Here is a 25576-nt window from a genome sequence, read left to right on the forward strand (position 1 = left end):
GCGCACGGGCAAACCAGGCGTTAGTACATCACCATGTCGGGTTCGAGTTGCTTACCCCACGCGACGATTCCGCCCTGCACGTGCATGGCGTCCGAGAAGCCGGCTTTCTTGGCGATGGCCAGCACCTCGGCCGAGCGCACCCCGGTCTTGCAGTAGAACACCGGTGTGCGGTCCACGGGCAGTTTGGCCAGCGCCTCGCCCGATTCGAAGGCGGTCTTCGGGATCAGCTCGGCGCCCTCGATGCGGTTGATCTCCCACTCGACGGGTTCGCGCACGTCGATCAGCGCCAGCGGCTTGCCCGAATCCATCAGCTCCCGAAGCTCCCTCGGGGTGACCGTGGCGTCGGCGGCGGCCTCGGCGGCCGCGTCGGAGACGACGCCGCAGAACTCCTCGTAGTCGATCAGCTCGGTGATCTTCGGGGTGGCCGGGTCCTTGCGGATCTTGATGGTGCGGTAGCTCATTTCGAGCGCGTCGTACACCATCAACCGTCCCAGCAGCGGTTCACCGATGCCGGTGATCAGCTTGATCGCCTCGGTGCCCATGACCGAGCCGACCGACGCGCACAAGATGCCAAGCACCCCGCCCTCGGCGCAGGACGGCACCATTCCAGGGGGTGGCGGTTCCGGGTAGAGGTCGCGGTAGTTGAGGCCCGCTCCGTTGGGGGCGTCCTCCCAGAAGACCGAGATCTGGCCCTCGAAGCGGTAGATGGAGCCCCACACATACGGTTTGCCCGCCAGCACCGCGGCGTCGTTGACCAGATAGCGGGTGGCGAAGTTGTCGGTGCCGTCCAAAATCAGGTCGTACTGGGAGAACAGGTCGACGGCGTTGTCCGGTTCGAGGCGGAACTCATGTAGCCGCACCTCGAGCAGCGGGTTGATCTCGAGGATCGAGTCGCGTGCGCTCTGCGCCTTGGACCGGCCGATGTCGGATTGTCCGTGGATGACCTGGCGCTGCAGGTTGGATTCGTCGACCTCGTCGAACTCGACGATGCCAATGGTGCCCACCCCGGCCGCGGCCAGGTACAGCAGCGTCGGCGAACCCAGCCCGCCAGCCCCGATCACCAGCACCCGGGCATTTTTCAGCCGCTTCTGCCCGTCGACCCCGAGGTCGGGGATGATCAGATGACGGCTGTAGCGCGCAACCTCGTCACGCGTGAGTTCGGCCGCCGGTTCAACCAGCGGCGGCAACGGTGTCGACACCGAATTACTCCTTGATTGGCTTTCTCGTCCATCACAGCAGGTACCCGAGTCAACAGCAACGCGGCCCCTGTGCTTCCCACGGTTGCTCGACGCGCGCGAGAGGGCGCGTTCGTACCTGCGTACCCGGCGTGTCGGCGTACAGGCACGGTCGCTCGCGGCAACAAGGCCGCGGATCAGGCGATCGGATAGGGCCAGGGGTTGAACCGGCAGGTCTTACCGTCGGGGTTGACCGTGCCGGGGTCGAAGCGGGCCGCGTCGTCGTTGCTGGTGGAGAACGTCTGCTGCATCATGATCGGCGCCAGCTCACCGTTTTCCGGGCACTGCTCGTGCCGCTGGTAGCCGATGGCGTGGCCGACCTCGTGGTTGATCAGGTACTGCCGGTAGGACCCCACATCGCCCTGGAACGGAATCGCCCCGCGCACCCAGCGGGCCTCGTTGATGAACACGCGTGGCTGGCCGTCGATGTAGGCGGGGTTGTAGCAGGACGCCTCGAGCTGGATGTCGTAGCCGCAGCCCTCGCGGATCGTCATGGGCGTGGTCAGCGACACCCGGAAATCCGGCTGGACCCCGGACGCTTCGTCGACGCGGACGAACCCGAACTGGGGGTTGTGCGTCCAGCTCTTGGGGTTGGTCAGGGTTTCGGTGACCATTCTGGCGAACCCGTCGTCGCCGCCGAACGTCGTGGTGTCGATGCCGTTCTCCACCTCGACGGTGTAGGTGAACACCTTGGCGGTGCCCTCCCCCACCTGTGGGGCGGCACCGGGCACGACGTGCCACGTCTTGGCGCCGGCCTGGGTGAACGGACCGCCCGCGGGCAGGATCCCGGTGGGCAGGTTGGCGTCGAACTCAGTCAGACCCTTGGGCGGGGCGCCGATGATGGCGGTGCTGGCCACCCCGATGGTGGGCGGGCCTTGTACGGGGCCTTCGGCCTGCTCGGCTACGGGCGGCGCGCTGGTCCCGGTGATCGTCTGGTACACGACGACGACGGTCAACACCATCAGCACGGGCAAGGCGTAGGCGCGCCAACCGTAGGTGGACACGAAGCGGCCCAGCCAGGTTTGTTTGCGGACCTGGCGGTGCTCGTCGCGGTTGGACCTGATCCGCCCAGACCCCTGGGACAGCGGATCGCGTTGCGCACGTAGTGGCTCGCGCCACTCGTTACGCAGCGCGGGCACATCGGCCCGGACGCGCGAGCCCACGCGACGCTCCGAGTCGTGAGTCACCGAATCAGGATGACACAGGCCGAAGCGCAGGCACTTCCGGCGCGCCACCGAAGAAGCCGACAACGGCCTACCACTACGGCTTTGCCGACGGTAGTAGTGTCATTGCCGAAACTGACCGGACGAAGGACATGATGAGCGATCTCGCGAACCCCGCCGCGAGGAGGAGCGCACCGCCGGGAAACGGCAACGGACCCAACCGGCGCGGCAACAGGCTGCCACGCGATGAACGTCGTGGGCAGTTGCTCGCTGCGGCCAGCGAGGTGTTCGTCTACCGCGGCTATCACGCCGCAGGCATGGACGAGATCGCTGATCGCGCCGGCGTAAGCAAACCCGTTCTCTACCAACACTTCTCGTCGAAGCTGGAACTATACCTGGCGGTGCTGCAGCGCCATGTGGAAAACCTGGTCTCCGGGGTGCGCCAGGCGCTGCGCACCACCACCGACAACCGCCAGCGCGTGCGGGCCGCCGTGCAGGCGTTCTTCGACTTCATCGAGCACGACGGCCAGGGTTACCGGCTGATCTTCGAAAACGATTACGTCACCGAACCGCAGGTGGCCGCGCAGGTCAAGGTGGCCACCGAAGCCTGCACCGACGCGGTGTTCGACCTGATCAGCCACGATTCCGGGCTGGAGCCGCACCGGGCCAGGATGATCGCCGTCGGCCTGGTCGCCATCAGCGTCGATTCGGCGCGCTACTGGCTCAACGCCGAGCGCCCGATCTCCAAGGAAGACGCCGTGGAGGGCACCGTGCAGTTCATCTGGGGCGGTTTGTCACACGTGCCGCTTACCCGGTCTTAGCCGGCTCGGCTCCCACTCCGACGCCGAACCCGACGCGGCGCACGTCGGCCGCGCCGATCTCGACGTAGGCGATCTTGGTGGTCTGCACCAGAAAGCGCCGGCCCTTCTCGTCGGTCAGGGCCAGCACACCCGACTGCCGCTCCAGCGCGTCGGTGATCAACTTCTCCACCTCGCTGGGCGTCTGTGCGCTGTTGAAGACCAGCTCGCGCGGGCTGTCCATGACACCGATCTTGACCTCCACGCTGCGGACCCTTTCCGTTCGTCGCACTTGCCGGGACTGTTTGGACCAAGGCTAATGGACGCCGTCGAGGCCGCGCCGAGGCGGTGAGTTCGCGGGCAGCGAAGCCTCCGATGAACGCATTGCGGCCGTCGGCTACAAACGGCGACCGAACCGAGGCCGGACCGTAACCAACACACCGACCGCTAGACCTCATGCGTCACTCCCGCATCGATAGCATCAGGCAGGTATTGCTCGATACGACTTGGGAAAGCCCACATGAACAGGCCTTTTACCGCGCGGTCGCCGTATTCGCTGACCCCGACCGAACGCCGCGGCCACGACGGCGGATCGCCCGTCGACCAGCTCGACTACGACCCCCACTACGACGCCGGGTACCGGCCTGGCTATGACGAGGGGTACGACGAGCACTACGACGACTACGCCGACGAGTACGACGACTACGCCGATGAGTACGCCGATTTCGAGGACGACGAGGCGCGTATCGACCGGCGCTGGATGTGGGTGGCCGGCATCGCCGGGGCCATCCTGTTCGTCGCCGTCGGCACGACGGGCGTGATCCTCGGCGGTGGGGACAGCGGTTCGGTTACGGCCGCTCAGACGTCGACGGCGCCCAGCCCGAGCGCGACCGCGTCGTCGGCCACGCGCGCGCCGCTGGTTCCCACCCTGCCGCCGGAGACCGTCACCACCGTCACGCCGTCGGCCGAGGCCGCACCAACCGCACAGCCGACCGCGCAGCCGGTCGTGCCACCCACACAGGCCGTCCCGCCCGCTCAGGCGGCCCCGCCGCCGGCGCCCGCACCGCGTACGGTGACGTACCGGGTGACCGGCAATCGCCAGCTGATCGATCTGGTGACGGTGATCTACACCGACGCGCAGGGCGCGCTGAGAACCGACGTCAACGCGGCGTTGCCGTGGGCCAAGACCATCGTGTTGGACCCCGGTGTGGAGCTCAGCTCGGTCACCGCGACCAGCGTTGCGGGTCAGCTCAACTGCAGCATCACCGACGCGTCGGGTGCGGTGATCGCCGCGCAGAACAACAACACGATCATCACCAACTGCACGAAGTAGCCCGGCCTCAGGCCAGGCCCAGCTCCTCCATGCGGGAGGCGTGTGTGCGCTGAAGCCGGTCGAAGAACTCGGTCATCTGGCTCAGACCCTCACCGCTGGCCATCACCAGGTCGACCAACTCGTCGTGATCGGCCAGCACGAACTGCGCCTGGGTGATCGCCTCACCGAGCAGACGCCGCGACCACAGGGCCAGCCGATGGCGCTGTTTGTCGCTGGCGGTCACGGCGGCCTGCACTTCGGCGACGACGAACTGTGAGTGCCCGGTTTCCGCCAGCACTGCCCGCACCACGTCGGAGATCTCGTCGGGCAGTGCGTCGGCGATCTCGAGGTAGAAGTCGGCGGCCAGTGCGTCACCGACGTAGGTCTTCACCAGCGCTTCCAGCCAGGTGCTCGGCGTGGTCAGCCGGTGGTAGTTCTCCAACGCCGACGCGTACTTCGTCATCGCCGGCACCACGTCGACTCCCCTGCGCTGCAACGCATCTCGGAGCACCTCGTAGTGGTTCATCTCGGCGGCGGCCATGATGGCCATGTTGATCCGGCCGCGCAGGTTGGGAGCCATCCGCGCCTCGTCGGTAAGCCGATAGAACGCGGCAACCTCGCCGTAGGCCAGCAGCGCGAACAGTTCGTTGACACCGGGGTGATCCGGGGAGACGCCCGGTGACACCGAGGTGGGCTTGGGCTCGGGCCCCGGCGTGGAAGTCATGGGCCAAGCCTAAACGCCGCCCGGCGCGCCGACCGCCGGGCGAGGCCGCACGGGTATGATGACGGGTGGCAGTGGTGCTCAGAGCACTTTGGGTTTGCCGCTTCCGAAGAAATGTGCGTGCACGCAGTTGGTCCGCCTACCTCAGCGCTGGGCCCCGGCAGCAGCTTCGTCGAACTCGTGCGCGCGTGTGGACGCCATGAGGAACGACAAGTGAAAGGCTACCTCGACCGCGTATGACGCATCTCAATCCAACCTTTGCCGAACTCGGAGTTCGTGACGAGATTGTCCAGGCTCTCCGCGAAGACGGCAAAGAACATCCGTTTGCTATCCAAGAACTCACCATGCCGATGGCGCTGGCCGGCGACGACCTGATCGGCCAGGCCCGCACCGGGATGGGCAAGACCCTGGCGTTCGGAGTGCCGCTGCTTCAGCGCATCACGACCGACGCCGAGCGGCCGCTGTCCGGGATCCCCCGGGCGCTGGTCGTCGTGCCGACGCGCGAGCTGTGCCTGCAGGTGTTCAACGACCTGTCGGTCGCGGCCAAGCACCTGCGCGCCGGTGAGCGCAATTTGACCGTCACGTCCATCTACGGTGGGCGCCCCTACGAGCCGCAGATCGAGGCACTGCAGAAGGGCGTCGACGTCGTCGTCGGCACGCCCGGCCGGCTGCTCGACCTGGCTCAACAGGGCCACCTGCAACTGGGCGGGCTGTCCATGCTGGTGCTCGACGAGGCCGATGAGATGCTCGATCTGGGCTTTCTGCCCGACATCGAGCGGATCCTCAAGCAGATCCCCGACCAGCGTCAGGCGATGCTGTTCTCGGCCACCATGCCCGACCCGATCATCACGCTGGCCCGCACGTTCATGAACCAGCCGACGCACATCCGTGCCGAGGCCCCCCATTCGGCGGCCACCCACGACACCACCGAGCAGTTCGTCTACCGCGCCCATGCGCTGGACAAGGTGGAACTGGTCACCCGCGTGCTGCAGGCCGAAGGTCGCGGCGCCACGATGATCTTCACCCGCACCAAGCGCACCGCCCAGAAGGTCGCCGACGACCTCGGCGAGCGCGGCTTCAAGGTCGGCGCCGTGCACGGCGATCTGGGCCAGGGTGCTCGCGAGAAGGCGCTCAAGGCATTCCGCAACGGCGAGGTGGACGTGCTGGTCGCCACCGACGTCGCCGCCCGCGGCATCGACATCGACGACGTCACCCACGTCATCAACTACCAGATCCCCGAGGACGAGCAGGCCTACGTGCACCGCATCGGCCGCACCGGCCGCGCAGGCAAGACCGGCGTCGCCGTGACGCTGGTCGACTGGGATGAGCTGCCCCGCTGGGAAATGATCGACAAGGCGCTGGGGTTGGGCTGCCCCGAACCCGCCGAGACCTACTCCAGCTCACCGCACCTGTACGAGGAGCTTGGCATCCCGGCCGACGCCAGTGGTCGCGTCGGCGCGGCGGTCAAACCGAAGGCCAAACGCGCGCCGTCCGAGCGGTCCACCGACCGTCCCCGCAGCCGCAACCGCACCCGGCAGCGGACCCGCGGCGGCAAGCCGGTGACCGGGCATCCGGGGTCGTCGACCAACGAGCAGACCCCGGCCGATGGCGAAGACACCGCGGCCGACGAGAACGCCAAGCCTCGCCGTCGGCGTCGGCGCCGGTCGGGTAAGGCGCCGGCCAGCGCCAGCTAGCGAGGCGCCCGCCCCGCGATGGTCAAACCCGAACGCCGCACCAAGGCCGATGTGGCGGCGGCCCTGGCGATAGTCGCGGTGGTGGCCGTCGTCATCGCGCTGGTCTGGTGGAACAGCGACGCGCGCGCCACGATCAGCCGACCGGCCGCCGAGCCCGTGCCGAAACTGACGCCGGCCAAGGCGGTTCCTGACGCACTGGCGCAGCTGTGGACGGCACCCAGCGCGCAGACCCGTAGACCGCTGGTGGTGGCGGGCAGTGTGGTCACCGGGGACGGCAGTGTCGTCGAGGGCCGCGACCCGGCGAGCGGGGACACGTTGTGGAGTTACGCCCGCGATCTGCCGTTGTGTGGGGTCACCTATGTCTACGAGTACGCGGTCGCGGTGTATCCCGACGTCCGCGGTTGCGGACAGGTCAGCACCATCGACGCCGGCACCGGGGTGCGCGGTCCGGCCCGTTCGGGCTACGCCGATCCCGAGGTGAGGCTGTCATCGGACGGCACCACCGTGTTGTCGGCGGGTGACACCCGGCTGGAGCTGTGGCGCTCCGACATGGTCAGGATGCTCAGTTACGGCGCCATCGACGCCCGCATCAAACCCGACATCCCGGTGTCGCCGCTGTGTCGGCTGGTGTCCGCGGCGGCCAGTTCGAGCGCGGTGTCGGTGCTGGAGGCCTGCCCGCATGAGCCTGACCTACGGCTGACGCTGCTGCGGCCGTCCGACGAGGAAGACACCCCTGAGCTGAAATACGTGCCGCTGGGGGGCGTCGCCGAAGACTCGGGCGCGCGCGTCGTCGCCGTGGCGGACACCACGACGGCCGTGTACGTGCCGACCCCCCAGCCGACGGTGAACGTCATCGACGAAACCGGCGCGACCGTCGCGAGCACGCAGTTGCCCAAACCCCCGGCGCAGAACGCCACGATGTCGCGTGCGGGGGATCTGATCACCTGGTGGACCGGCGACACGGTAATGGTATTTTCCGCCAACGGACTTCGCTACAAGTACTCGATCGCGCCGTCGGGCCCCGACGTTCCGCTGGGGCCGGCGACGGTGATGGCCGGGCGGCTGCTGGTGCCTGTCACCGGGGGCTACGACCTGTTCGACCCGGCCACCGGGCAGGGCGATCGCCACATCGCGGTAAAGCGGTCGCCGCATTCGACGCCGGTGGTCCCCGCGGTAGCGGGTGCGGTGGTCATCGAGCAACGCGGCGACGAAGTGGTCGCATTGGGCTGATCTGAGCCCGCCCCCCGCACTTTCCCGCCCGTTTGTCCCTTCCGGCGGTTTAGAGCTCGGGGGTGAAGGTGGGCAGTTGTTTGCCGTTCTTCCAATACTCGAGCAGCGCGGCGGCCAAATCCCGGTAGGCCAACGAGCCCTTGTTCTTGCGCGCCGCCAGCACCGAGGAACCCGACGCCGAGGCCTCGGCGAACCGCACGGTGCGCGGAATCGGCGGCGCCAGCACCGGCAGGTCGTAGCGGTCGGCGACGTCGAGCAGCACGTCGCGGCTGTGCGTGGTGCGTGAGTCGTACAGCGTCGGCAAGGCGCCCAGCAGCTTCAGGTCGGCGTTGGTGATCTGCTGGACGTCGGTGATCGTGCGCAGGAACTGGCCGACGCCGCGGTGCGCCAGCGTCTCGCACTGCAGCGGCACGATGACGTCATCGGATGCGGTCAACCCGTTGAGCGTGAGCACCCCCAACGACGGCGGACAGTCGATGATCACCACGTCGAAGCGGTCGCCGAGCTTGGCCAACGCCCGCTTGAGCGCATACTCGCGACCCGCCCGCATCAACAGCATGGCCTCCGCGCCCGCCAGGTCGATGTTGGCCGGCAGCAGGGCCATCCCCTCGGCCGTGTCGACCAGCGCGGCGTCGGGTTCCACCTCGCCCAGCAGTACCTCGTGGATCGAGACCACCAGCTTGTCGGGGTCCTGCCCGAGCGAAAACGTCAAACACCCTTGCGGGTCGAGGTCCACCAGCAGCACTCGCCGCCCCTGTTCGACCATCGCCGCGCCCAGGGAAGCCACCGTCGTCGTCTTGGCCACGCCACCCTTTTGGTTTGCGACCGCAAGAACCCGCGTCACACTTCCCATCCTGGCACGTGCTCGCAACTTGCGACGCGCCGTGGGGCAGAATTCGTGGGCGTGGGCGACGAGCCACTGCGGCGTGGACCAGAAAGCGGTGCCGAACGGCACCGGCTGCTGCTGCTTCGCCACGGTGAGACCGAATGGTCGCGCTCCGGTCGGCACACCGGACGCACCGACCTCGACCTCACCGACACCGGTCGTACACAGGCCAAGCTGGCCGCCGACGCGCTCTCGGTACTGGACCTCGACAACCCGCTGGTGGTGTCGAGCCCGCGCCACCGTGCGCTGGTCACCGCCGAACTGGCCGGGCTGACCGTCGACGATGTCTCGCCCCTGCTGGCCGAATGGGACTACGGCGACTACGAGGGCCTCACCACTGGACAGATCCGGCAAAGCGTGCCCGACTGGCTGGTGTGGACGCACGGCTGCCCCGGCGGCGAGACGGTCCAGCAGGTCAGCGACCGCGCCGACCGCGCTATCGAATATGCGTTGGTGCACATGCGATCTCGTGATGTGGTGTTCGTCGGGCACGGCCATTTCTCGCGCGCCGTGGTGACCCGCTGGGTGGAGCTTGCGTTGCAAGACGGGATCCGGTTCGCGATGGTCGCCGCGTCGATCGCGGTGTGCGGCTACGAGCACGGCGTGCGCCAGATCAGCGCACTGGGACTGACGGGCCATCGCCACCCGTGCCTGCCGACATGACGCGCGAACCCTGCTTCGTCCTGGTCTCCGGCGGCGCCGTCGTCGCCGAAGGAGTGCACACCGCGTTCCCCAACGTCGCCGAGGCGCGAGCCGCGCTGGCCTCCCACAGCGCGCCGATCATCGTGGGCGCCTTACCTTTTGACATGTCCAAACCGGCAGCGCTGATGCGGCCGCAGGCGGTGCAGTTCCTCGACGAACCACCGCAGTGGCCGCTGCGTGCGCTGCCGTCTGTGCGCATCGTCGAAACCAGGCCCGAACCCGACGAACACCGTGCCCGCGTCGAGGCCGCGTTGCAGCGGCTGCGCGACCCGGGCAGCGCGATGCGCAAAGTCGTCTTGGCCCGCGCGCTGCGGTTGGCTGCCGACGGCCCGATCGATGCGCGCACCGTCGTGGACCGCCTGGTGGTCGCCGACCCGACAGCGAATGCGTTTCTCGCCGATCTGACCGCGGCAGGCGGAGGCTACTCAGGATCCGCCCTGGTGGGGGCCAGCCCCGAGCTTCTGGTGGCGCGCGGCGGCGATCAGGTGGTGTGCGCGCCGTTCGCCGGCTCTGCCCCCCGGCTTTCCGATCCCGAGGCCGACGCGGCCAGCGGCGCTGCGCTGGCCGCGTCGAGCAAGGACCGCTACGAGCACCAACTGGTGGTGGACGCGATCCGAGATGCGCTCGATCCGCTCTGCACGGATCTCGACATCGCGCCCGAACCCAAACTCCGCAAGACCGACGCGGTCTGGCATCTCTACACCATGATCAGCGGCCAGCTGCGCGACAAGTCCACCACCGCAATGGATTTGGCTGTCGCACTGCATCCCACCCCGGCGGTCGGGGGTGTACCCGCCGATGAGGCTGCCGATCTGATCACCGAGTTGGAAGGCGACCGCGGCTTCTACGCCGGCGCCGTGGGCTGGTGTGATCAGCGCGGCGACGGCCGCTGGGTGGTGTCCATTCGGTGCGCGCAGTTGTCCGCCGACCGGCGCACCGCCACCGCCTATTCGGGCGGCGGCATCGTCGCCGAATCAGATCCCGACGACGAAGTCGCCGAGACCACAAGCAAGTTCGCCACGATCCTGTCGGCCCTGCAGGCCCAGCCGTGACCGAACTCATCCGTCGCGTTCGCCCGGGCGACGAGGCGGAGTTGACGGCGATGATCCACGAACTCGCCGCCTTCGAACACGCCAGCGACGAATGCACGGTCACCGAAAGTCAGGTGTATGCAGCGCTTTTCGGCGATGCACCGGTGGTGTTCGGGCACCTCGCCGAGGTCGACGGCGAGGTCGCGGCCGAAGCCTTGTGGTTCCGCAACTTCTCGACATGGGACGGCGTGGCCGGTATCTATCTGGAGGACCTCTACGTCCGGCCGCAGTTTCGTCGGCGCGGCCTGGCCCGCAAACTCCTAGCCGCGCTGGCCCGCGAGTGCGTCGCCAACGGCTACACCCGGTTGACGTGGGCGGTGCTGGACTGGAACATCGACGCGATCGCGCTCTACGACGCCGTCGGCGGCAAGCCGCAGACCGACTGGATCACCTACCGGGTGTCGGGCCCGGAGTTGTCGGCCTTGGCCGCTGAACCCTGACCGGCGCCGGACGCCGCCACCCACTGCAGCGAGGACGGGCTGAACAGCAGCCCCAGCGTGATCAGCGCCAGGATCGCCACCACCCCGCCGTAGACCCACTGATGTGAGCCGATGGCCATGTACCAGGCCACCGGAAGCAGCAGCAGCTGCGCGAATACCGCGATGCCGCGGCCCCAGCGCCGACCGGTCCACAGCGCCCACCCCGCGGCGGCGACCCCGCCGCCGATGATCGCGAACCAGGCGGCGGTGCCGAAGAAGTTCATCCCCGGCTGGTCGCTACCGGACAACCCGCTCACCACGTAGACCAGCGCGGCCATCAGCCCACCCAGGCCTTCGAGGCCGACCAGAACGGCCGCCTGGCGCACGGTTGACGGTGAGGGAACGGTCATTTCGCCGCCGCACCGGGCCACCGAACGCAGGTCACGCCCGTAGGGTACCGGCACGGCCGAAGGCCGGTCACCCCAGCACGCTTTGCACATCGAAGGTGCCGCGCACCCCGACCGCGTCGTAATGCTCTTCAATCCATGCTTTGGCGGTCTCGCGGCCGGCGTCGCGCAGTTTGACGAAGAAGTCCCAGCCCGCGTTGAAGCGCGACGACGCCGGGTACTTGTCGAGTACCCCGCTGGCGTCGATGCGGTGCAGGCGCACGTCCTTGTAGTTCTTGGCCGACAACGTTCCGTTTTCGAGCAGCCGCTTGACGAACGCCACTGCGCGCAACTCGCGCAGAAGGTTGCCGTTGAACGTGATTTCGGTGAGCCGGCCGTGGATTTCGCGCGCGGTGCGCGGTGTCTGCCTGCGCTCGATGGGGTTGATCTGCACCAGCACGATGTCGTCGACGCCGGTCTCGTAGTAGAGCGGGAACAGTGCCGGATTACCCATGTAGCCGCCGTCCCAGTACGGCACGCCGTCGATCTCGACCGCCTGGAAGACCATCGGCAGGCAGGCCGACGCCATCAGGTGATCGACGGTGAGCTCTGCCCTGTGGAAGACCTCGATTTTGCCGGTCCAGACATTCGTCGCGCTGACGAAGATCTCGACGTCCGGGCAGGCGCGCAGACGGTCGAAGTCGACGAGGTCACCGAGGGCGTCTCGCAGCGGGTTGATGTTGAGCGGGTTGGTCTCGTACGGGCTCAGCCGGCGGGTGAGGAAGTCCGCCTGGTTGCTCCACACCCGTAGCATCCGGGCGACAAGCCTGCGCTGCACGGGGGCGAAGAACCCGTCGACGCTGGCGCGCCGCCAGAAGGTTTCCAGATGGCTGCGCGCCTCGTCGGCGCCTCCGTTGAGCCAACCCTGGGTCAGCACAACGGCGTTCATCGCACCGGCGCTCGCCCCGGTGATGGCTTCCACCCCGAACCGTCCGTCTTCGAGCAGCGCGTCGAGCACGCCCCACGTGAAGGCGCCGTGCGCGCCGCCGCCCTGCAAGGCAAGCGATACCGTTTTCTCGGCAGCCGGGCCCGCCAGGGCGGAGCGTTCGCGTTGACGACGGCGAAAGCGGCCCGTCATGGCGGGGTTAGGTGAACACCGTCGTGAACCGGTCGTTGAGCTCGCGGGCGTGGTAGAAGATGCCCTTGCCCAGTTGATCCACCGTCCAGTTGATCGTCGGGAAGTCGAGATGGACGCGGTGCCCAAGCCCGGCGAACACCTCGTTGCGGTTGCCCGAGGGGTCGAAGAAGTAGATCGTCTCCCCGCGGGTGATGCCGTGCCGGGTGGGACCGATGTCGATCGGCACATCGTCCATCGAGAAGATGTCGCCGGCCCGCAGGATCGCCGCCCAGTCGTCGAGGTGGAAGGCGAAGTGGTGCAACTTGTTGTTGGGCCCCTTGATCACCGCGAGGTCGTGCGGGGAGTTGGAGTTCTCCGCGGTCATCCACGTGCCGACGAGGTCGGGATGGTCCATGCTCTCGACTACCCGTTCGGCGGTGCGGAAGTCCAGGCACTCGTGGAAGAAGCGCTCGACCAGACCCGGATCCTCCGCGGCGATCAACGCGTGGTCGATCCAGTGCCCGGCCACCCCGCGCGCATGCCGTGGCCACGCCTCGGGGTTGATCGAACCGGTTTCGGTGCCGGTGAACTCGATGTCGTTGTACAGCTCGAGCGTGTGCTCGCTGGGCAACGTGATCCGCACCCCGTCACCGACGGTCAGGTTCTCGCCGCGGCTGAACCGTCCGGTCGTCGCACCGAACTGCGCGCAACGCTTCTCGTATTCGGCCAGATCGTCTTCCGACGAGCACTTGTAGCCGAACTTGACGAGGCCGACGCCACCTTCCTCGAGTACCAGGGAGTGGTGGTCCCACTCGTCCCAGCACTTGAGGTGTAACCGGCCCGGCTCCTCGTGTACGACGGACATACCCATCGTGTCCGAGTAGTGGGTGCGGGCCTCCTCGAGGTCGGTCACCCGCAGGTGCACATAGCCCAATCGCATGATGCCCATGTCATTTCCTTTCCTTTGATTCCGTACGGGGGTCAGGCGCCGGCTGCGTGGGCGGTCGCGGCGCCGAGTCGGAGAAGACGAAGCTCAACAGCTTGCGGAGCCGGTCGCCTTCCTGCAGTTCGATTGCGATGTTGGTGATGGGCACCGCCCGGCAGCTCAGGCAGATGCCCTCGACGCGTTCGTCGTCGCTGAGCACGCTCGGCGCGACCACCCGCTCGTAGCGGATCTCGCCGAGCACCAACTGCACCTTGCAGATGCCGCATCCGCCGCGTTTGCAGCCCACCCGGTACTTCAGCCCGGCCCGGCTGAGCGCGGCCAACACCGTCTCCCCCGGCCGGGCCGGCACGCGCAGACCGTCGGGCAGGATCGTCACCTCCGACATCTGCTCGCTGTCCACTTCGGCGGGTTGGCTGGGCGGCGGCGCGGCGGCCGCGGTCGGCTCCGCCCGGTCCCTGCGGACACCGGACAAGCGATCGGCTTCGGAGGTCATTGACAATGGAGTTGCACCATTCCCAGCCCGTCGAACTCGGCGGACACCACCGCACCAGGCAGCAGCTCCGTCGAAGCGGTCAGACCTCCCGACAGCACGATCGACCCGGCCTCGAGGCGCTCACCGCGGGAGCCGAGCGCGGTCGCCAACCACGCCAGCGCGGCGGCAGGATGGCCCAACACGGCTCCACCGGCGGCGGTTTCGACCCCACCGCGATGTCGGAACATACAGCCCAGCACGTGCAGGCCGACCAGTTCACCGGGCGGCCTGCCCTGCGCGCTGAGCACCACCCGCGCGGCGCCCGCGTTGTCGGCGACGGAGTCGGCCAGCCGGAACGGCTCGTTGTAGCGCGAGTCCATCACCTCGATAGCGGGGATGACGGCTTCGACGGCGGCGAGGACACCGGCGGGCGGCGTCGACGGCGCGATCGTCTCACCGATCAGGAAGGCCAGTTCGGGCTCGGCGCGCGGATGGATGAGCTCGTCGTATTTGATCGGCTCGCCGTGTTCGACCAGCATGCCCGAGGTCAGCAGGCCGTACACCGGTTCGTCGATGCCGAGCGCAAGGCGTTTGACCCGGCTGGTGAAACCCAGCTTCGCGCCGACCACTTTCTCACCGGCCTGCAGGTGGTGTTCGACAATGAGTGCCTGCGTTTTGTAGCCGACGTCGGCCGACAGGAACGGGTTCTTGTTGGTGAACGGCGCGATGGGTACGCGGTCGCGCTGCGCGGCGATCAACGCATCGGCCATGGTGCGGGGGTCGGTCACGCCGCCCCCCGTTCCCCGCCGAACTGCACGGTCACCGTCCCGAGGTGGGCGAACTCCACCTCGTAGACGTCGTTGGGGCGCGCCGGTACCAGGCGGTGCAGCGGTCCGGACAGCACGATGTCGCCGCGGCGCAGCCCCCGCTGGGGCGGCAGCAGCCGGTTGGCCAGCCAGGTCAAACACCGCAGCGGGTTGCCGAGCGCGGCCGCCCCAGCACCGCTCTCGATCGCCACGCCGTTGCGATACAGAAGCAGTCCGACCAGGCGCAGATCGATCCCGGTGGCCGGGGTGGCCCGGCTGCCGAGCACGACCCGCCCCGAGGAGGCGTTGTCGGCGACGGTGTCGGCCAGCCGGACCCGCCAGTCCGCGATGCGGCTGTCGACGAGTTCGAGCACCGGCAGCACTCCCCCGATCGCGCTGAGCGCGTCGGCGGTGGTGACGCCCGGTCCGACGAGGTCGTCGCTCAGCAGAAACGCCATCTCGGCCACCACCCGCGGCTGCAGGAACGTCTCGAAGGCCACCACGTTGCCGTCGTCGACGAACATGTCGTCGATGAGCATGCCGAAGTCGGGTTCGGCGACGCCGAGGATGTCCTGCCTGGGCTGGGAGGTGCGTCCGAGCCGGCAGCCCCGGATCGCGCGGCCGGCATGCACCCGGCGCCGAACATTGTGCGCCTGGATTGCGTAGGCGTCGGCCAGCGTGAGATCGGGTCGACTGTCGGTGAGGGGTTCGATCGGGGTGCGATCGCACTCGGCGCGCCACAACCGGTCGGCCAGCTCTCCGACCGTGACACTGGTCGCGTCGCCCATCGGTGTACCGCCCGTCATACCATCCAGCGTCCGCCGACCCACCGCCTAAACGGCTGGCGGAGGCGGCACTTTCTGCTGGACGGAAGCTCGCCCATGGCTAGAAGATCCCACACCGCCTAGTGATTCGGCACCCGATTCCATCCAGTGGCAGTAACCGGTGCTGCCGGCGGCGTTACGGTAGCTTCGCCAGCGATGACCGAAATCGACTCGCAACGCTGTATCACGCTGGCAGGCGCCAACCGTGCGTTGACCGCGGCGATGGAACACGCCGCCTCGATCAACGTCCCGGTGTGCGTCGCCGTCGTCGACCGCGGAGCCAACCTGGTGAGCTTCGCCCGGATGGACGGGGCGCCGATGTTGTCGGCGCGCATCGCCCAGGACAAGGGCTATTCGGTGGTGGCGTTCAACGGACTGCCCACCCGGGATTGGTGGGGCCTGCTCAAGGACGATCCGGCGCTACTGCACGGAATCGTCAAAACGGACCGGTTGATGGTCTTCGGCGGCGGCGTGGCCATCGTCGACGGCGATGAGGTGGTGGGCGCAGTCGGTATCTCCGGCGGCACCGCCGAGGAGGACCACGAGATCGCCGCCGCAGGCGCCAGCGCGGTCACCCCGTCATAAGCTCTGCGCTGCACCGTCTTTCGTGTCTTCTAGTGCCCGAAAGTGTCGGCGTCGAGCATCTCGGGATCCGGCCGGTCCAATGACCCCAGCGCGGCCATGTCGTCGTCGGAGAGCGTGAAGTCGAAAACGTCGAGGTTCTCGCGCTGCCGATCCGGATCGGCGGACTTCGGCGTCGGGACGAAGCCCTGCTGGACGTGCCAGCGCAACACCACCTGCGCTGGACTGCGCCCGTGGCGGTCGGCCGCGGCGGTGATCGCGGGATCGCTCAGCATCTCATTGCCTCGCCCCAGCGGGCTCCAGGTCTGGGTGATGATTCCGCGGTCCCGGTGCAGTGCCACCAGGTCCGGGCGCAGATGATACGGGTCGAGCTGAACCTGGTTGACGTGCGGTGTCATCCCGTTGTCGAAGAGGCGCTGTAGATGAGCCGGTTTGAAGTTCGAGGTACCGATGGCGCGCACCAGACCCGCATCCAGCAGCTGCACCAGGCCCTCGACCGCCTCGACGTAGGTGTCCTGGTCGGGGTTGGGCCAGTGCACCAGCAACAGATCCAGATAATCCAGCCCGAGCCGCTTTAGGCTTGCCTCGCAGGCCTGCCTCGCCCCTTCGACGCTGTGCCAGCGGCGGTTGAACTTGGTGGTGACGAACACCTCGGCGCGGTCGATGCCCGACTTTCGGATGCCCTCGCCGACGCCGCGCTCGTTCTCGTAGTTCTCCGCGGTGTCAAGGAGGCGGTAGCCCAGGCGCAGCGCGCCGGCCACGGCGTCGACGGATTCGGCGTCGTCCATTGGCCACGTGCCCAGGCCGAGGGTGGGCATCTCCACGCCGTTGAGCAGGGTCACGGTCGGTGCTGGTTTCACGGTCAAACGATCCTCCCGGCGCAGAGATGTATATTCTTGCGGCGCAATGGATCACGCCAGGTGCACGTCGCCCCGCAGATGCTCCTTGAACTCCTCCGACGTCAGCGCTGCCATCACCAACCGTGTCGAGGTGCCCCGCGCGCTGAGGTCGATGTGCATGTGCAGCACCGTGCCCGCATCGGGTGCCTCGATGATCGACAGTACATCCCATTCACCGAGAAGCGCATATTGGACAACGACTTTGCAGCCCAGTTGTTCGATCTCACCGGCGACCGCGTCGAGGCGGTCGGGGTTGTGATGCATCGTCTCGTAACCCTCTTTGGTCAGCTTGGTCAGCATCGCAAACGTTGCCATTGCGAACTCCTCTCATCGGGTGCAGCCATCACATGGCTTCGTCAGTCGAATACCATTCGTAGACACCGTCTTCGCGGGTTCGCCGTTCGATGAGTCCCTGCCAGCGCAGATAGGCGAGATGGGCGAGGGTCTCGGCCATCGCAAGGTTGCGCTGGAACTTCAACAACGTCTTGGCCACATGCCTTTCGGCGATTTCGCGGACGGTGCACGGGTGGTCGCGGATCATCGCGTGGATGGCGTCGAGGCGGCGCTGTTTGTTGCGCAGGATCGCGTCGACGCGCCGCCTTCCGTCGGCGAACGCCCGCCCGTGGCCGGGCATCACCAACGCCGGATCGTGGCCCGCGACCAGCTTGAGTGAATCCAGGTAGCTACGGAGCGGATCCTGGTCGAAGCCACGCTCGAAGGTGACCGGCGGCGTGACGGCGGGCAGCAGATGATCGCCGGAGAACAACAACTTGTCGGTCGGCGACCACAGGCAGACGTGGCCGAGCGAGTGACCGGGAGTGTGCAGAACGTGCCACTGCCGGGTGCCGATGTCGAGCACCTCACCCCCGTGCAAGCGAGTGGAGGCCTCCACGACCGAATGCAGGTACGGCAGCCACTCGACGAGCGTGTCGGCGAACGACGCGATTTCGGCGTCCGACACCCCGTGGTCGCGGTAGGTGTCGCGCTTGCGCGCCTGAGCGGTGTCGGGATGTCGGTACTTCTCGCAGTCCAGGTCGGTCATGGCGTGCATGAACAGTTCGGCACCGGTGAGTTCCATCAGGCGCCCGGCCATCCCGTAGTGGTCGATATGGGCGTGGGTGACAATGATCCGTGAAATGTCTTCGAGCACATAGCCGCGCAGGTTCAGCGCATCCCGCAGCACGGTCAACCCGTCGTCGGGTTCGCCCGGACGCCACACGCCGCAGTCCACCAGCGTCACCGAGTCGCCGTCTTCGATGATGTAGACGTTGACGCTCTCGATGTGGTTGACGCCGATGGGCATTGCCGCCACACCGATGCCGTCGGCCTGCACGTGGCCATGGAGTTCCTGCGTGGCGGTCACCACCGACCAACCCCCTTCAAGACCGCACCGTCGTTGGCGGACCCGTGGGCCCGCTGCCTCCATGGTGTCGTGGCGCCGCGAAGCATGCGGCGTCTTCCCGCTGGTCGGAAGACGCCGCCGACCACAAATCCGGCCCCGACGGGGGCCTGGCTCTTATCCAGCGGAAACTACCCCGCTGCGCGTTGTGAGGGCAGACACCCTCTGCCAGTGTTTGTTTTGGCGACCACAGCAGTGAGCGGAGAACACCTATGACCGAAACCCTGGACCACGCAGCGTCCATCCTTGCCGATGCCGTCGTCGAAGATCCCGCCGCGGGCATCTATCGAGCCAACCGGCGCATCTTCACCGACGAAGAGATCTTCGAGCTCGAGATGAAGCACATCTTCGAGAACAACTGGGTGTACATGGCCCACGAGACGCAGATCCCGAACCCGGGCGACTACTTCACCACCTACATCGGCCGCCAGCCGGTGGTGATCACCCGCGACCGCAAAGGCGAGTTGCACTGTCTGATCAACGCCTGCTCGCACCGCGGCGCGATGTTGTGCCGCCGCAAGACCGACAACCGCCCGACGCTGACCTGTCCGTTCCACGGCTGGACGTTCCGCAACGACGGTCGCCTGCTCAAGGTCAAGGATCCCGACGGCGCCGGCTATCCCGACTCCTTCGACACCGACGGCTCCCATGATCTCGTGCGGGTGCGCATGGAGAGCTACCGCGGCTTCCTGTTCGGCAGCATCAACGACGACGTGGCGCCCATCGAAGAGCACCTGGGCGACGCCACCAAGGTGATCGACTTGCTGGTCGATCAGTCACCCGACGGTGTCGAGGTCGTGCCGGGGGCGTCGACCTACACCTACGACGCGAACTGGAAAGTCCAGGCGGAGAACGGCGCCGACGGCTACCACGTGTCCGCGGTGCACTGGAACTACGCCGCCACCACGTCGCGACGCGGCACCGGCGAGTCGGCGAACGTGACCAAGACGCTCGACGCCGGCAGCTGGGGCAAATCCGGCGGCGGCTACTGGTCCTTCCCCAACGGGCACCTGTGCCTGTGGACCTATGCCGCCAACCCGCAGGACCGCCCGCTGTGGGACCGCCGCGACGAACTCAAGGCCATGTTCGGTGAGGCCAAGGGCGACTTCATGGTGACGGGCTCACGCAACCTGTGCCTGTACCCGAACGTGTATCTGATGGACCAGTTCTCGACGCAGATCCGGCATTTCCGCCCGATCGCGCCGGACAAGACCGAGGTCACCATCTACTGCATCGCTCCCAAGGGCGAGAGCCCCGAGGCGCGGGCCAACCGCATCCGTCAGTACGAGGACTTCTTCAACGCCTCCGGGATGGCCACCCCCGACGACCTCGAGGAGTTCCGCTCCACCCAGCTGACGTTCCGGGCGACCAAGGCCCCGTGGAACGACATGAGTCGCGGCGCCAAGCACTGGATGGACGGACCGAACGACCTCGCCAAGGAACTCGGTATGAACGGCGTGATCTCGTCCGGGGTCAAGAACGAGGATGAGGGCCTGTTCCCGGTGCAACACGGGTACTGGCTCGAGACCATGCGCGCCGGTTTGGCAGCCGACACCCAGTCTGTCTGAGGAGGATTCGATGACCGCAACGCTACCCACGACCAGCACGACCATCACGCAGCAAGCCATCGAACAGTTCCTGTACCGCGAAGCCCGCTATCTCGACGACCGCGAGTTCGAGAAGTGGCTGGAGTGCTACGCCGACGACGTCGAGTTCTGGATGCCGTCGTGGCGCGACGACGAAAAGCTCTCGGACGACCCCAACACCCAAGTCTCGCTGATGTACTACCCGAACAAGGGCGGGCTCACCGACCGGGTGTTCCGGATTCGAACCGAACGCTCCAGCGCCACGTCGCTACCTGAGGCTCGCACCAGCCACAACATCACGAACGTGGAGGTCATCGAGCGCCGCGGGGATCTGGTTGATGTCCGGTTCAACTGGCACACAATGTATTTCCGCTACAACACCGTCGATCCCTATTACGGCACGTCGTTCTACACCATCGACTTCTCCGGCGAGTCACCACTGATCCGGCGCAAGACCGTGGTCTTGAAGAACGACTACATCCACCACGTGGTCGACATCTACCACATCTAAAAAGCACAGCAAGGAAGCCGCATGACGCAGCATCAAGTGGCGCTCGGTTTCGAAGACGGCGTCACCCGGTTCATCACCTGCAAAGACGACCAGACGGTTGCCGACGCGTCGTACCGGGCACGGATCAACATCCCGCTGGACTGTCGCGACGGGGCGTGTGGGACCTGTAAGGCGTTCTGCGAGTCAGGCGAATTCGACCCCGGGATCTACATCGAAGACGCGCTCACCGAAGACGAGTTCGCACAGGGCTATGTACTGCCCTGTGTGATGAAACCGAAGTCGGATCTGGTGCTGCAGATCGCGAGCACGTCGGAGGTGGCCAAGACCCAGGCCGCGACGTACGTCGGTGAGATCACCGAACTCACCCGGCTCTCACCGACCACCGTCTCGTTCAGCGTCGAGATCCCCAACCGAGACGAACTGGTCTTTCTCCCAGGGCAATACGTCAACATCGCCGTTCCCGGTACCGACGAGACGCGGTCGTATTCGTTCAGCAGCGCCCCGGATGACAAGGAGTTGAGCTTCCTGGTAAAGCTGACGCCGGGCGGGGTGATGTCGACCTACCTCGACGAGCGTGCCCAGGTCGGCGACCAGCTGACGTTCACGGGGCCCAACGGAAGCTTCTTCCTGCGCGAGGGTGACGGACCGGCACTGCTGCTCGCCGGTGGCACCGGCCTGGCGCCGATCCTGTCGATATTGCGCAGGTTGCGCTCAAGCAGCGACCGCCAACTGCACCTCATCTACGGCGTCAACACCGACGAAGACGCGGTGGAGCTGGACACCCTCAACAGCCTCGCAGGGGAACTGGGCAACTTCACCTGGGATTACTGCGTCGCCGACAAGAACAGCACGGCACAACACAAGGGCTATGTCACCGCCCTGATGACACCGGAGCACCTCCACGAGGGCAAGGCCTCGATCTACCTGTGCGGCCCGCCACCGATGGTCGATGCGGTGCGCAATCACGTCGACGCCGGCGGCGTCCAACCGGTCGGCTTCTACTACGAGCGGTTCGCGCTGTCGGGTACCGGCGCGGGTGCGCGGACCGAGGCGCCACGCCCCGAGGTCGAGGTGATCGCGGAGGCCGTGACGACGGCGCCCGCAGCAGAATCGCGACCCCCCGAACGTCCGGCGCCGCCTGTGGAGGTCGCGGCAGTCCTCGCCGGCCCAGAGGGTCGCGCGGTCATCGGTCAGACAATCTGGCCCACAAGGGATCTTGTGCCGCTAGGTCGTTCGGCCACCCCGGCCTCCGCCGCCGACGAGGCGGCGATGGCGCGCGCGATCATCGGCCAGCCGATCGCGCAGGCGGGCAGCGACGCTCCAGTGGATGAACTGGATGTCGGTGGCCGGCTCATCGAGTCCAATGACGCGAGATCGGTCATCGGCCAACAGGTTCTGGCCAGAGCCGACATCGAACCGTTGGTGGAGCCGCAATACGTGATCGGCGAGGAGCATCCGTCGGTGCTGACGTCCGATGCGATCTTCGACGCTCGCGAGGCGCTCGAGTTGGGCGCGCTCGAACTCACCATCGGCAGGCTGACCTCACAGCAGTTGACCGGCTACCGCCTGGTGGCCGAGGCGACCATGCCGTACGTGAAGGGTGAGCACTTCACCGACGCCGCGGCCTACACCGAGACCAACGCGGTGTTCCACGACTACCTGTTCGAGATGACAGGCAACGAACACCTGTTGCAGGCTTACAACAACCTCGGCGTGAAGGGCAAGATGCACGAGGTGCTGCGGCACGCCAAATGGGCCCATCCGCTCTGCGCGCAGGACCACCTCGACATCGTCGCGGCCTTCGAAGCCGGCGACCGCGACGCGGCACGAGCCCTGATCATTGCGCACGCAGACCGGTCGAAGCAGACGATGCGCCGGGCGCTGGAGGAGAGCCGCGCACGCGTATTGCCCGCCCTGTTCAGCCCCGGGCGGTTCGAAGGGAAGAACGTCCTCGTCACCGGATCCGCGCAGGGCATCGGGCAGGCGGTGGTCCGGCGCATCGCCGCCGAGGGCGGCGAGGTCGCGCTCGTCGACCGCTCAGACCTGGTGCACCAGGAAGCCGATGCGCTTTCGGCGGCGGGATGCCATGCCGTCGGCATCACCGCGGACCTTGAGCTCTACGACGGCGCCGCAACGGCCGTCGAGCAGGCGGTCAAGGAACTGGGCCGAATCGATGTGCTGGTCAACAACGTTGGCGGTGCGATCAACTTCAAACCGTTCACCGAGTTCACCGACGCCGAGATCCGCGCCGAGATCACCCGCTCCCTACTGACCACCCTGTACGCCTGCCGCGCCGCGCTGCCGGCGATGGTCGAGCAGGGCCACGGCGTGATCGTCAACGTCTCGTCCGCGGCGACGCGCGGCATCCACCGCATCCCGTACTCGGCGGCCAAGGGCGGTATCAACGCGCTGACCGCATCGCTGGCGATGGAGTACGCCGACGCCGGTATCCGGGTGGTCGGCACCGCACCGGGAGGCACCGAGGCGCCACCGCGGCGGATCTCGCGCGGCACACCCGAAAGCCGAACCGCCACCGAAGAGGAATGGTTCCAGGGCCACATCGACCAGACGGTCGACTCGTCGCTGATGAAGCGGTACGGGACGCTGGACGAGCAGGCGGCCGCGATCTGTTTCCTGGCCTCCGACGAAGCGTCCTACATCACCGGGACAGTGCTACCCGTGGCGGGCGGTGACCAGGGGTAGACCGTTCCAACCAGGTTCGACAGGAGAAGGACCGACCCGTGGCTGCAGTACCCGATACCGCTGCCGGAGGGCCACCGAAGCTCAACCACGCTCAGTTGGCGCTCGCGCAGCAGCAGACGCTGGCGACACCGCGCCGTCGCTACGGCCTGATGGCCCGAATCCTGTTCACCACCTTCGATCTGCTGTACGGCAAAGAGCGCAACTTCTCCAAGTTCAAGGTCCTCGAACTGGTCGCCAGGGTGCCCTACCAGTCGTGGGAGCAAGTCGCCTACATCGCGGTCTCCCATGTGCACAAGCGCATCGAACTGGCCCATCGGATCGCCGACCGGGTTCAGGAGTCGCGCGAGGCCCAGGACAACGAGCACTGGCATCTGTTGATCCTCGAAGACCTCATCTCCCGCAGCGGCAAGCGGGAGAACCGGATCCTCTACTTCTGGATCCCGCAGGCCATCGCGCTTGTCTACTACCAGGTCAGCTGGCTGCTGTTCGTCGTGAAACCCAGTGCGTCATACCGCCTCAACGCCGACTTCGAGGACCACGCCGAACACGAGTACATGCAGTTCGTGGCCGAACACCCGGAATGGGAAACCACGCCGTATCACTCCGAGCTCACCGCGGGGTACGGCGCCTACGAATCGCTGGCCGACGTCTTCCGCCAGATCGGCCACGACGAACGCGTGCACAAGAACGATTCACTCGACCGCATCGGGGAAGCCCGGTTCCGCTGAGCGGCTTGGACGTTCAGTCCAGGTCGGCTTGCCAGAGGTCTGGCCCGAACACCTCGTACTGGATGTCGGATGCGGGCACACCCCGTTCGAGCAATCTTCCGCGCACGGCCTGCATGAACGAAATCGGCCCGCACAGGTAGTACCAGGCGTTGTCCGGAAGGGTGACGTCGTCGAGGTTCATGAACCCGGCGTGCACCCCGTCGACCGGTTCGTGGCTGCCGCTGCCGTCGGCGTACCAGACGTGCATCGACGCCCGCGGCAGCGACAGGACGTCGCTGATCACCTGTCTGCGCAGCGCGACGGTGCCTTCGTGGTCGTCGGCGTGCAACACCGTGATCTGCAGACCAGAGTTGGCGGCGGCCAGATGCGACAGCATGCCGGCCATCGGGGTGATGCCGACCCCGGCGCTGGCGAACACCACAGGCCGACCGGAATCATCAAGTACCACATCGCCGTACGGCAGCGACATGGTGACCACGTCACCGACCTGCAGCGTGTCACACATCATCGTGGACACTTCACCGTCGGGGCTGCCGTTGCCGCCACGCACCCGCTTGACCGAGATCTGGCGGTGCATTCCGTCGTCGGCGCGGGTGAGGCTGTACTGGCGCGGTTGGCGCACCCCGTCGGGCATCGGGATCTGCACGGTGACGAACTGGCCGGGCAGCGAGGTTTTCACCAGGCGGTCGTCGATCCGCCTGAACACCAACGTCACCACATCGGGTGACTCCTGGATCTTCTTCTCCACCTCCCAGTCCCGCCATATGGTCTTCGGTTTCACGCCCCGCGCGCTGTAGAGACCGCGTTCCTGGTTGATCAGTGCATTGGCCATCAGCCAATACACCTCGTCCCAGGCGGCGGCGACCTCCGGGGTGATGGCCTCACCGAGAATGTCGACGATCGCACCGAACAACTCGTCGTGCACGACCTGGTACTGCTCGGGGCTGATGCCAAGCGACGCGTGTTTGTGCGCGATCCGCGACATCAGCTTCTCCGGTGCCGTGCCCGTGGCCAGCAGACCGGTGGCGAAAGCTGCCACCGACCCGGCCAGCGCCTGCTGTTGGGAGCCGTCGTGCTGGTTGCCGCGGTTGAAGGTCCCGTTGAGCAGTTCCGGGTGAGCGGTGAACAACCGCTCGTAGAAGCGCGATGCGATCTTCTGGATGTTCTCGCCGACTACGGGAAGAGTGGCTTCGATGACGGGGCGGGACTGTGTGGAGAGCATTTTCACGTTCCTCGTGACGGAGCCAGCGCGTCCAATGCAGCTGGATTTTGGCGGTGTGCAACCAGTCTCGACCCCCGGGAGCCGATACGGTAGCCCTTTCCACCTGCCGGAATAGGGCCGGGCCGGCTGACGAGTAGCCTGACCA

27 protein-coding genes are annotated in these 25576 nt (G+C 66.9%); 12 read left to right on the top strand and 15 right to left on the bottom strand.

What is annotated here, in order from left to right:
* Positions 1–20: 20 nt before the first annotated feature.
* Together moeZ and ABQE93_RS07520 are read right to left on the bottom strand one after the other, a co-directional pair.
* Positions 21–1199 (bottom strand): adenylyltransferase/sulfurtransferase MoeZ, encoded by a 1179-nt coding sequence (gene moeZ / locus ABQE93_RS07515; RefSeq protein WP_448407177.1) that lies wholly within the window; start codon positions 1197–1199, stop codon positions 21–23.
* A gap of 173 nt (positions 1200–1372) precedes the next feature.
* Positions 1373–2422 carry a DUF3152 domain-containing protein gene (locus tag ABQE93_RS07520; RefSeq protein WP_448407175.1) on the bottom strand — a complete coding sequence of 350 codons (1050 nt, stop codon included), beginning with the start codon at positions 2420–2422 and terminating at the stop codon, positions 1373–1375.
* A 131-nt stretch (positions 2423–2553) separates the two neighbouring features.
* Between ABQE93_RS07520 and ABQE93_RS07525 the strand changes: the two genes are divergently transcribed.
* Positions 2554–3219 carry an HTH-type transcriptional activator FasR gene (locus ABQE93_RS07525; RefSeq protein ID WP_448407174.1) on the top strand — a complete coding sequence of 222 codons (666 nt, stop codon included), beginning with the start codon at positions 2554–2556 and terminating at the stop codon, positions 3217–3219.
* Here the strand turns inward: ABQE93_RS07525 and ABQE93_RS07530 are convergent.
* Positions 3206–3460, bottom strand: coding sequence for a DUF3107 domain-containing protein (locus ABQE93_RS07530; protein WP_448407172.1), 255 nt, complete (start codon positions 3458–3460; stop codon positions 3206–3208). The genes ABQE93_RS07525 and ABQE93_RS07530 overlap by 14 nt on opposite strands.
* Before the next feature lie 255 nt (positions 3461–3715).
* Between ABQE93_RS07530 and ABQE93_RS07535 the strand changes: the two genes are divergently transcribed.
* On the top strand, positions 3716–4528 hold the full coding sequence (locus ABQE93_RS07535) for a hypothetical protein (protein ID WP_448407170.1): 813 nt from the start codon (positions 3716–3718) through the stop codon (positions 4526–4528).
* 7 nt (positions 4529–4535) lie between these two features.
* Here ABQE93_RS07535 and ABQE93_RS07540 read toward each other — a convergent pair whose 3' ends face one another.
* Positions 4536–5231 (bottom strand): ferritin-like fold-containing protein, encoded by a 696-nt coding sequence (locus ABQE93_RS07540; protein WP_448407169.1) that lies wholly within the window; start codon positions 5229–5231, stop codon positions 4536–4538.
* 233 nt (positions 5232–5464) lie between these two features.
* On the opposite strand from ABQE93_RS07540, the gene ABQE93_RS07545 reads away from it, so the two are divergent.
* Positions 5465–6922, top strand: coding sequence for a DEAD/DEAH box helicase (locus tag ABQE93_RS07545; RefSeq protein WP_448407167.1), 1458 nt, complete (start codon positions 5465–5467; stop codon positions 6920–6922).
* A gap of 18 nt (positions 6923–6940) precedes the next feature.
* Positions 6941–8152 (top strand): Rv3212 family protein, encoded by a 1212-nt coding sequence (locus ABQE93_RS07550; RefSeq protein ID WP_448407166.1) that lies wholly within the window; start codon positions 6941–6943, stop codon positions 8150–8152.
* A 49-nt stretch (positions 8153–8201) separates the two neighbouring features.
* Here ABQE93_RS07550 and ABQE93_RS07555 read toward each other — a convergent pair whose 3' ends face one another.
* On the bottom strand, positions 8202–9005 hold the full coding sequence (locus tag ABQE93_RS07555) for a ParA family protein (RefSeq protein WP_448407165.1): 804 nt from the start codon (positions 9003–9005) through the stop codon (positions 8202–8204).
* Between the two features lie 51 nt (positions 9006–9056).
* On the opposite strand from ABQE93_RS07555, the gene ABQE93_RS07560 reads away from it, so the two are divergent.
* The 3 genes from ABQE93_RS07560 to ABQE93_RS07570 are packed head-to-tail and all read left to right on the top strand — an operon-like array spanning position 9057 to position 11271.
* On the top strand, positions 9057–9701 hold the full coding sequence (locus ABQE93_RS07560) for an acid phosphatase (RefSeq protein WP_448407163.1): 645 nt from the start codon (positions 9057–9059) through the stop codon (positions 9699–9701).
* On the top strand, positions 9698–10792 hold the full coding sequence (locus ABQE93_RS07565; protein ID WP_448407162.1) for an isochorismate synthase: 1095 nt from the start codon (positions 9698–9700) through the stop codon (positions 10790–10792). The genes ABQE93_RS07560 and ABQE93_RS07565 overlap by 4 nt, the downstream gene beginning before the upstream one ends.
* Positions 10789–11271, top strand: a complete 483-nt coding sequence (locus ABQE93_RS07570; RefSeq protein ID WP_448407161.1) for a GNAT family N-acetyltransferase — start codon at positions 10789–10791, stop codon at positions 11269–11271. Before ABQE93_RS07565 ends, ABQE93_RS07570 begins: the two co-directional genes overlap by 4 nt.
* On the opposite strand, the gene ABQE93_RS07575 is transcribed toward ABQE93_RS07570, so the two are convergent.
* From ABQE93_RS07575 to ABQE93_RS07600, 6 genes are all read right to left on the bottom strand, one after another.
* Entirely contained in the window at positions 11223–11660 is a 438-nt protein-coding gene (locus ABQE93_RS07575) for a hypothetical protein (protein WP_448407289.1), read from the bottom strand. The genes ABQE93_RS07570 and ABQE93_RS07575 overlap by 49 nt on opposite strands.
* Before the next feature lie 67 nt (positions 11661–11727).
* A complete protein-coding gene (locus ABQE93_RS07580; protein ID WP_448407159.1) occupies positions 11728–12774 on the bottom strand; it encodes a patatin-like phospholipase family protein in 1047 nt (348 codons plus the stop codon).
* 7 nt (positions 12775–12781) lie between these two features.
* Positions 12782–13702: a catechol 2,3-dioxygenase gene (locus tag ABQE93_RS07585; protein ID WP_448407157.1), complete on the bottom strand. Its 921-nt coding sequence runs from the start codon at positions 13700–13702 to the stop codon at positions 12782–12784.
* Position 13703: 1 nt separating this feature from the next.
* On the bottom strand, positions 13704–14192 hold the full coding sequence (locus ABQE93_RS07590) for a 2Fe-2S iron-sulfur cluster-binding protein (protein ID WP_448407155.1): 489 nt from the start codon (positions 14190–14192) through the stop codon (positions 13704–13706).
* A complete protein-coding gene (locus ABQE93_RS07595; RefSeq protein WP_448407154.1) occupies positions 14189–14959 on the bottom strand; it encodes a 2-keto-4-pentenoate hydratase in 771 nt (256 codons plus the stop codon). The genes ABQE93_RS07590 and ABQE93_RS07595 overlap by 4 nt, the downstream gene beginning before the upstream one ends.
* A complete protein-coding gene (locus ABQE93_RS07600) occupies positions 14956–15783 on the bottom strand; it encodes a 2-keto-4-pentenoate hydratase (protein WP_448407152.1) in 828 nt (275 codons plus the stop codon). The genes ABQE93_RS07595 and ABQE93_RS07600 overlap by 4 nt, the downstream gene beginning before the upstream one ends.
* A gap of 174 nt (positions 15784–15957) precedes the next feature.
* Between ABQE93_RS07600 and ABQE93_RS07605 the strand changes: the two genes are divergently transcribed.
* Entirely contained in the window at positions 15958–16386 is a 429-nt protein-coding gene (locus tag ABQE93_RS07605; RefSeq protein ID WP_448407151.1) for a GlcG/HbpS family heme-binding protein, read from the top strand.
* 29 nt (positions 16387–16415) lie between these two features.
* On the opposite strand, the gene ABQE93_RS07610 is transcribed toward ABQE93_RS07605, so the two are convergent.
* The 3 genes from ABQE93_RS07610 to ABQE93_RS07620 are packed head-to-tail and all read right to left on the bottom strand — an operon-like array spanning position 16416 to position 18645.
* On the bottom strand, positions 16416–17243 hold the full coding sequence (locus ABQE93_RS07610; RefSeq protein WP_448407150.1) for an aldo/keto reductase: 828 nt from the start codon (positions 17241–17243) through the stop codon (positions 16416–16418).
* Positions 17244–17294: 51 nt separating this feature from the next.
* On the bottom strand, positions 17295–17597 hold the full coding sequence (locus tag ABQE93_RS07615) for a GYD domain-containing protein (RefSeq protein WP_448407148.1): 303 nt from the start codon (positions 17595–17597) through the stop codon (positions 17295–17297).
* 28 nt (positions 17598–17625) lie between these two features.
* Positions 17626–18645, bottom strand: a complete 1020-nt coding sequence (locus ABQE93_RS07620; RefSeq protein ID WP_448407147.1) for an MBL fold metallo-hydrolase — start codon at positions 18643–18645, stop codon at positions 17626–17628.
* A 248-nt stretch (positions 18646–18893) separates the two neighbouring features.
* Here ABQE93_RS07620 and ABQE93_RS07625 point away from each other — a divergent pair, with 248 nt between their 5' ends.
* From ABQE93_RS07625 to ABQE93_RS07640, 4 genes are read left to right on the top strand one after another with little or no spacing between them, the layout of a single operon-like run.
* On the top strand, positions 18894–20249 hold the full coding sequence (locus ABQE93_RS07625) for a Rieske 2Fe-2S domain-containing protein (RefSeq protein ID WP_448407146.1): 1356 nt from the start codon (positions 18894–18896) through the stop codon (positions 20247–20249).
* A 10-nt stretch (positions 20250–20259) separates the two neighbouring features.
* Positions 20260–20778, top strand: coding sequence for a benzoate 1,2-dioxygenase small subunit (gene benB / locus ABQE93_RS07630; RefSeq protein ID WP_448407144.1), 519 nt, complete (start codon positions 20260–20262; stop codon positions 20776–20778).
* Positions 20779–20799: 21 nt separating this feature from the next.
* Positions 20800–23481, top strand: coding sequence for a benzoate 1,2-dioxygenase electron transfer component BenC (gene benC / locus ABQE93_RS07635; protein WP_448407142.1), 2682 nt, complete (start codon positions 20800–20802; stop codon positions 23479–23481).
* 38 nt (positions 23482–23519) lie between these two features.
* Positions 23520–24209 (top strand): alternative oxidase, encoded by a 690-nt coding sequence (locus ABQE93_RS07640; protein ID WP_448407140.1) that lies wholly within the window; start codon positions 23520–23522, stop codon positions 24207–24209.
* Positions 24210–24222: 13 nt separating this feature from the next.
* Here the strand turns inward: ABQE93_RS07640 and ABQE93_RS07645 are convergent, their stop codons facing one another.
* Positions 24223–25431 carry a globin domain-containing protein gene (locus tag ABQE93_RS07645; protein WP_448407139.1) on the bottom strand — a complete coding sequence of 403 codons (1209 nt, stop codon included), beginning with the start codon at positions 25429–25431 and terminating at the stop codon, positions 24223–24225.
* Positions 25432–25576 lie beyond the last annotated feature (145 nt).

This window comes from Mycolicibacterium sp. XJ662, assembly GCF_053484035.1.

What these genes read in the sequence shown, in the direction of transcription:
- benC (WP_448407142.1), top strand. Translation starts at nt 20,800, where the DNA reads ATGACGCAGCATCAAGTGGCGCTCGGTTTCGAAGACGGCGTCACCCGG.
- ABQE93_RS07540 (WP_448407169.1), bottom strand. Translation starts at nt 5,231, where the DNA reads ATGACTTCCACGCCGGGGCCCGAGCCCAAGCCCACCTCGGTGTCACCG.
- ABQE93_RS07525 (WP_448407174.1), top strand. Translation starts at nt 2,554, where the DNA reads ATGAGCGATCTCGCGAACCCCGCCGCGAGGAGGAGCGCACCGCCGGGA.
- ABQE93_RS07590 (WP_448407155.1), bottom strand. Translation starts at nt 14,192, where the DNA reads ATGACCTCCGAAGCCGATCGCTTGTCCGGTGTCCGCAGGGACCGGGCG.
- ABQE93_RS07545 (WP_448407167.1), top strand. Translation starts at nt 5,465, where the DNA reads ATGACGCATCTCAATCCAACCTTTGCCGAACTCGGAGTTCGTGACGAG.
- ABQE93_RS07555 (WP_448407165.1), bottom strand. Translation starts at nt 9,005, where the DNA reads ATGGGAAGTGTGACGCGGGTTCTTGCGGTCGCAAACCAAAAGGGTGGC.
- ABQE93_RS07615 (WP_448407148.1), bottom strand. Translation starts at nt 17,597, where the DNA reads ATGGCAACGTTTGCGATGCTGACCAAGCTGACCAAAGAGGGTTACGAG.
- ABQE93_RS07585 (WP_448407157.1), bottom strand. Translation starts at nt 13,702, where the DNA reads ATGGGCATCATGCGATTGGGCTATGTGCACCTGCGGGTGACCGACCTC.
- ABQE93_RS07580 (WP_448407159.1), bottom strand. Translation starts at nt 12,774, where the DNA reads ATGACGGGCCGCTTTCGCCGTCGTCAACGCGAACGCTCCGCCCTGGCG.
- ABQE93_RS07565 (WP_448407162.1), top strand. Translation starts at nt 9,698, where the DNA reads ATGACGCGCGAACCCTGCTTCGTCCTGGTCTCCGGCGGCGCCGTCGTC.
- ABQE93_RS07550 (WP_448407166.1), top strand. Translation starts at nt 6,941, where the DNA reads ATGGTCAAACCCGAACGCCGCACCAAGGCCGATGTGGCGGCGGCCCTG.
- ABQE93_RS07575 (WP_448407289.1), bottom strand. Translation starts at nt 11,660, where the DNA reads ATGACCGTTCCCTCACCGTCAACCGTGCGCCAGGCGGCCGTTCTGGTC.
- ABQE93_RS07625 (WP_448407146.1), top strand. Translation starts at nt 18,894, where the DNA reads ATGACCGAAACCCTGGACCACGCAGCGTCCATCCTTGCCGATGCCGTC.
- ABQE93_RS07605 (WP_448407151.1), top strand. Translation starts at nt 15,958, where the DNA reads ATGACCGAAATCGACTCGCAACGCTGTATCACGCTGGCAGGCGCCAAC.
- ABQE93_RS07535 (WP_448407170.1), top strand. Translation starts at nt 3,716, where the DNA reads ATGAACAGGCCTTTTACCGCGCGGTCGCCGTATTCGCTGACCCCGACC.
- ABQE93_RS07645 (WP_448407139.1), bottom strand. Translation starts at nt 25,431, where the DNA reads ATGCTCTCCACACAGTCCCGCCCCGTCATCGAAGCCACTCTTCCCGTA.
- benB (WP_448407144.1), top strand. Translation starts at nt 20,260, where the DNA reads ATGACCGCAACGCTACCCACGACCAGCACGACCATCACGCAGCAAGCC.
- ABQE93_RS07600 (WP_448407152.1), bottom strand. Translation starts at nt 15,783, where the DNA reads ATGACGGGCGGTACACCGATGGGCGACGCGACCAGTGTCACGGTCGGA.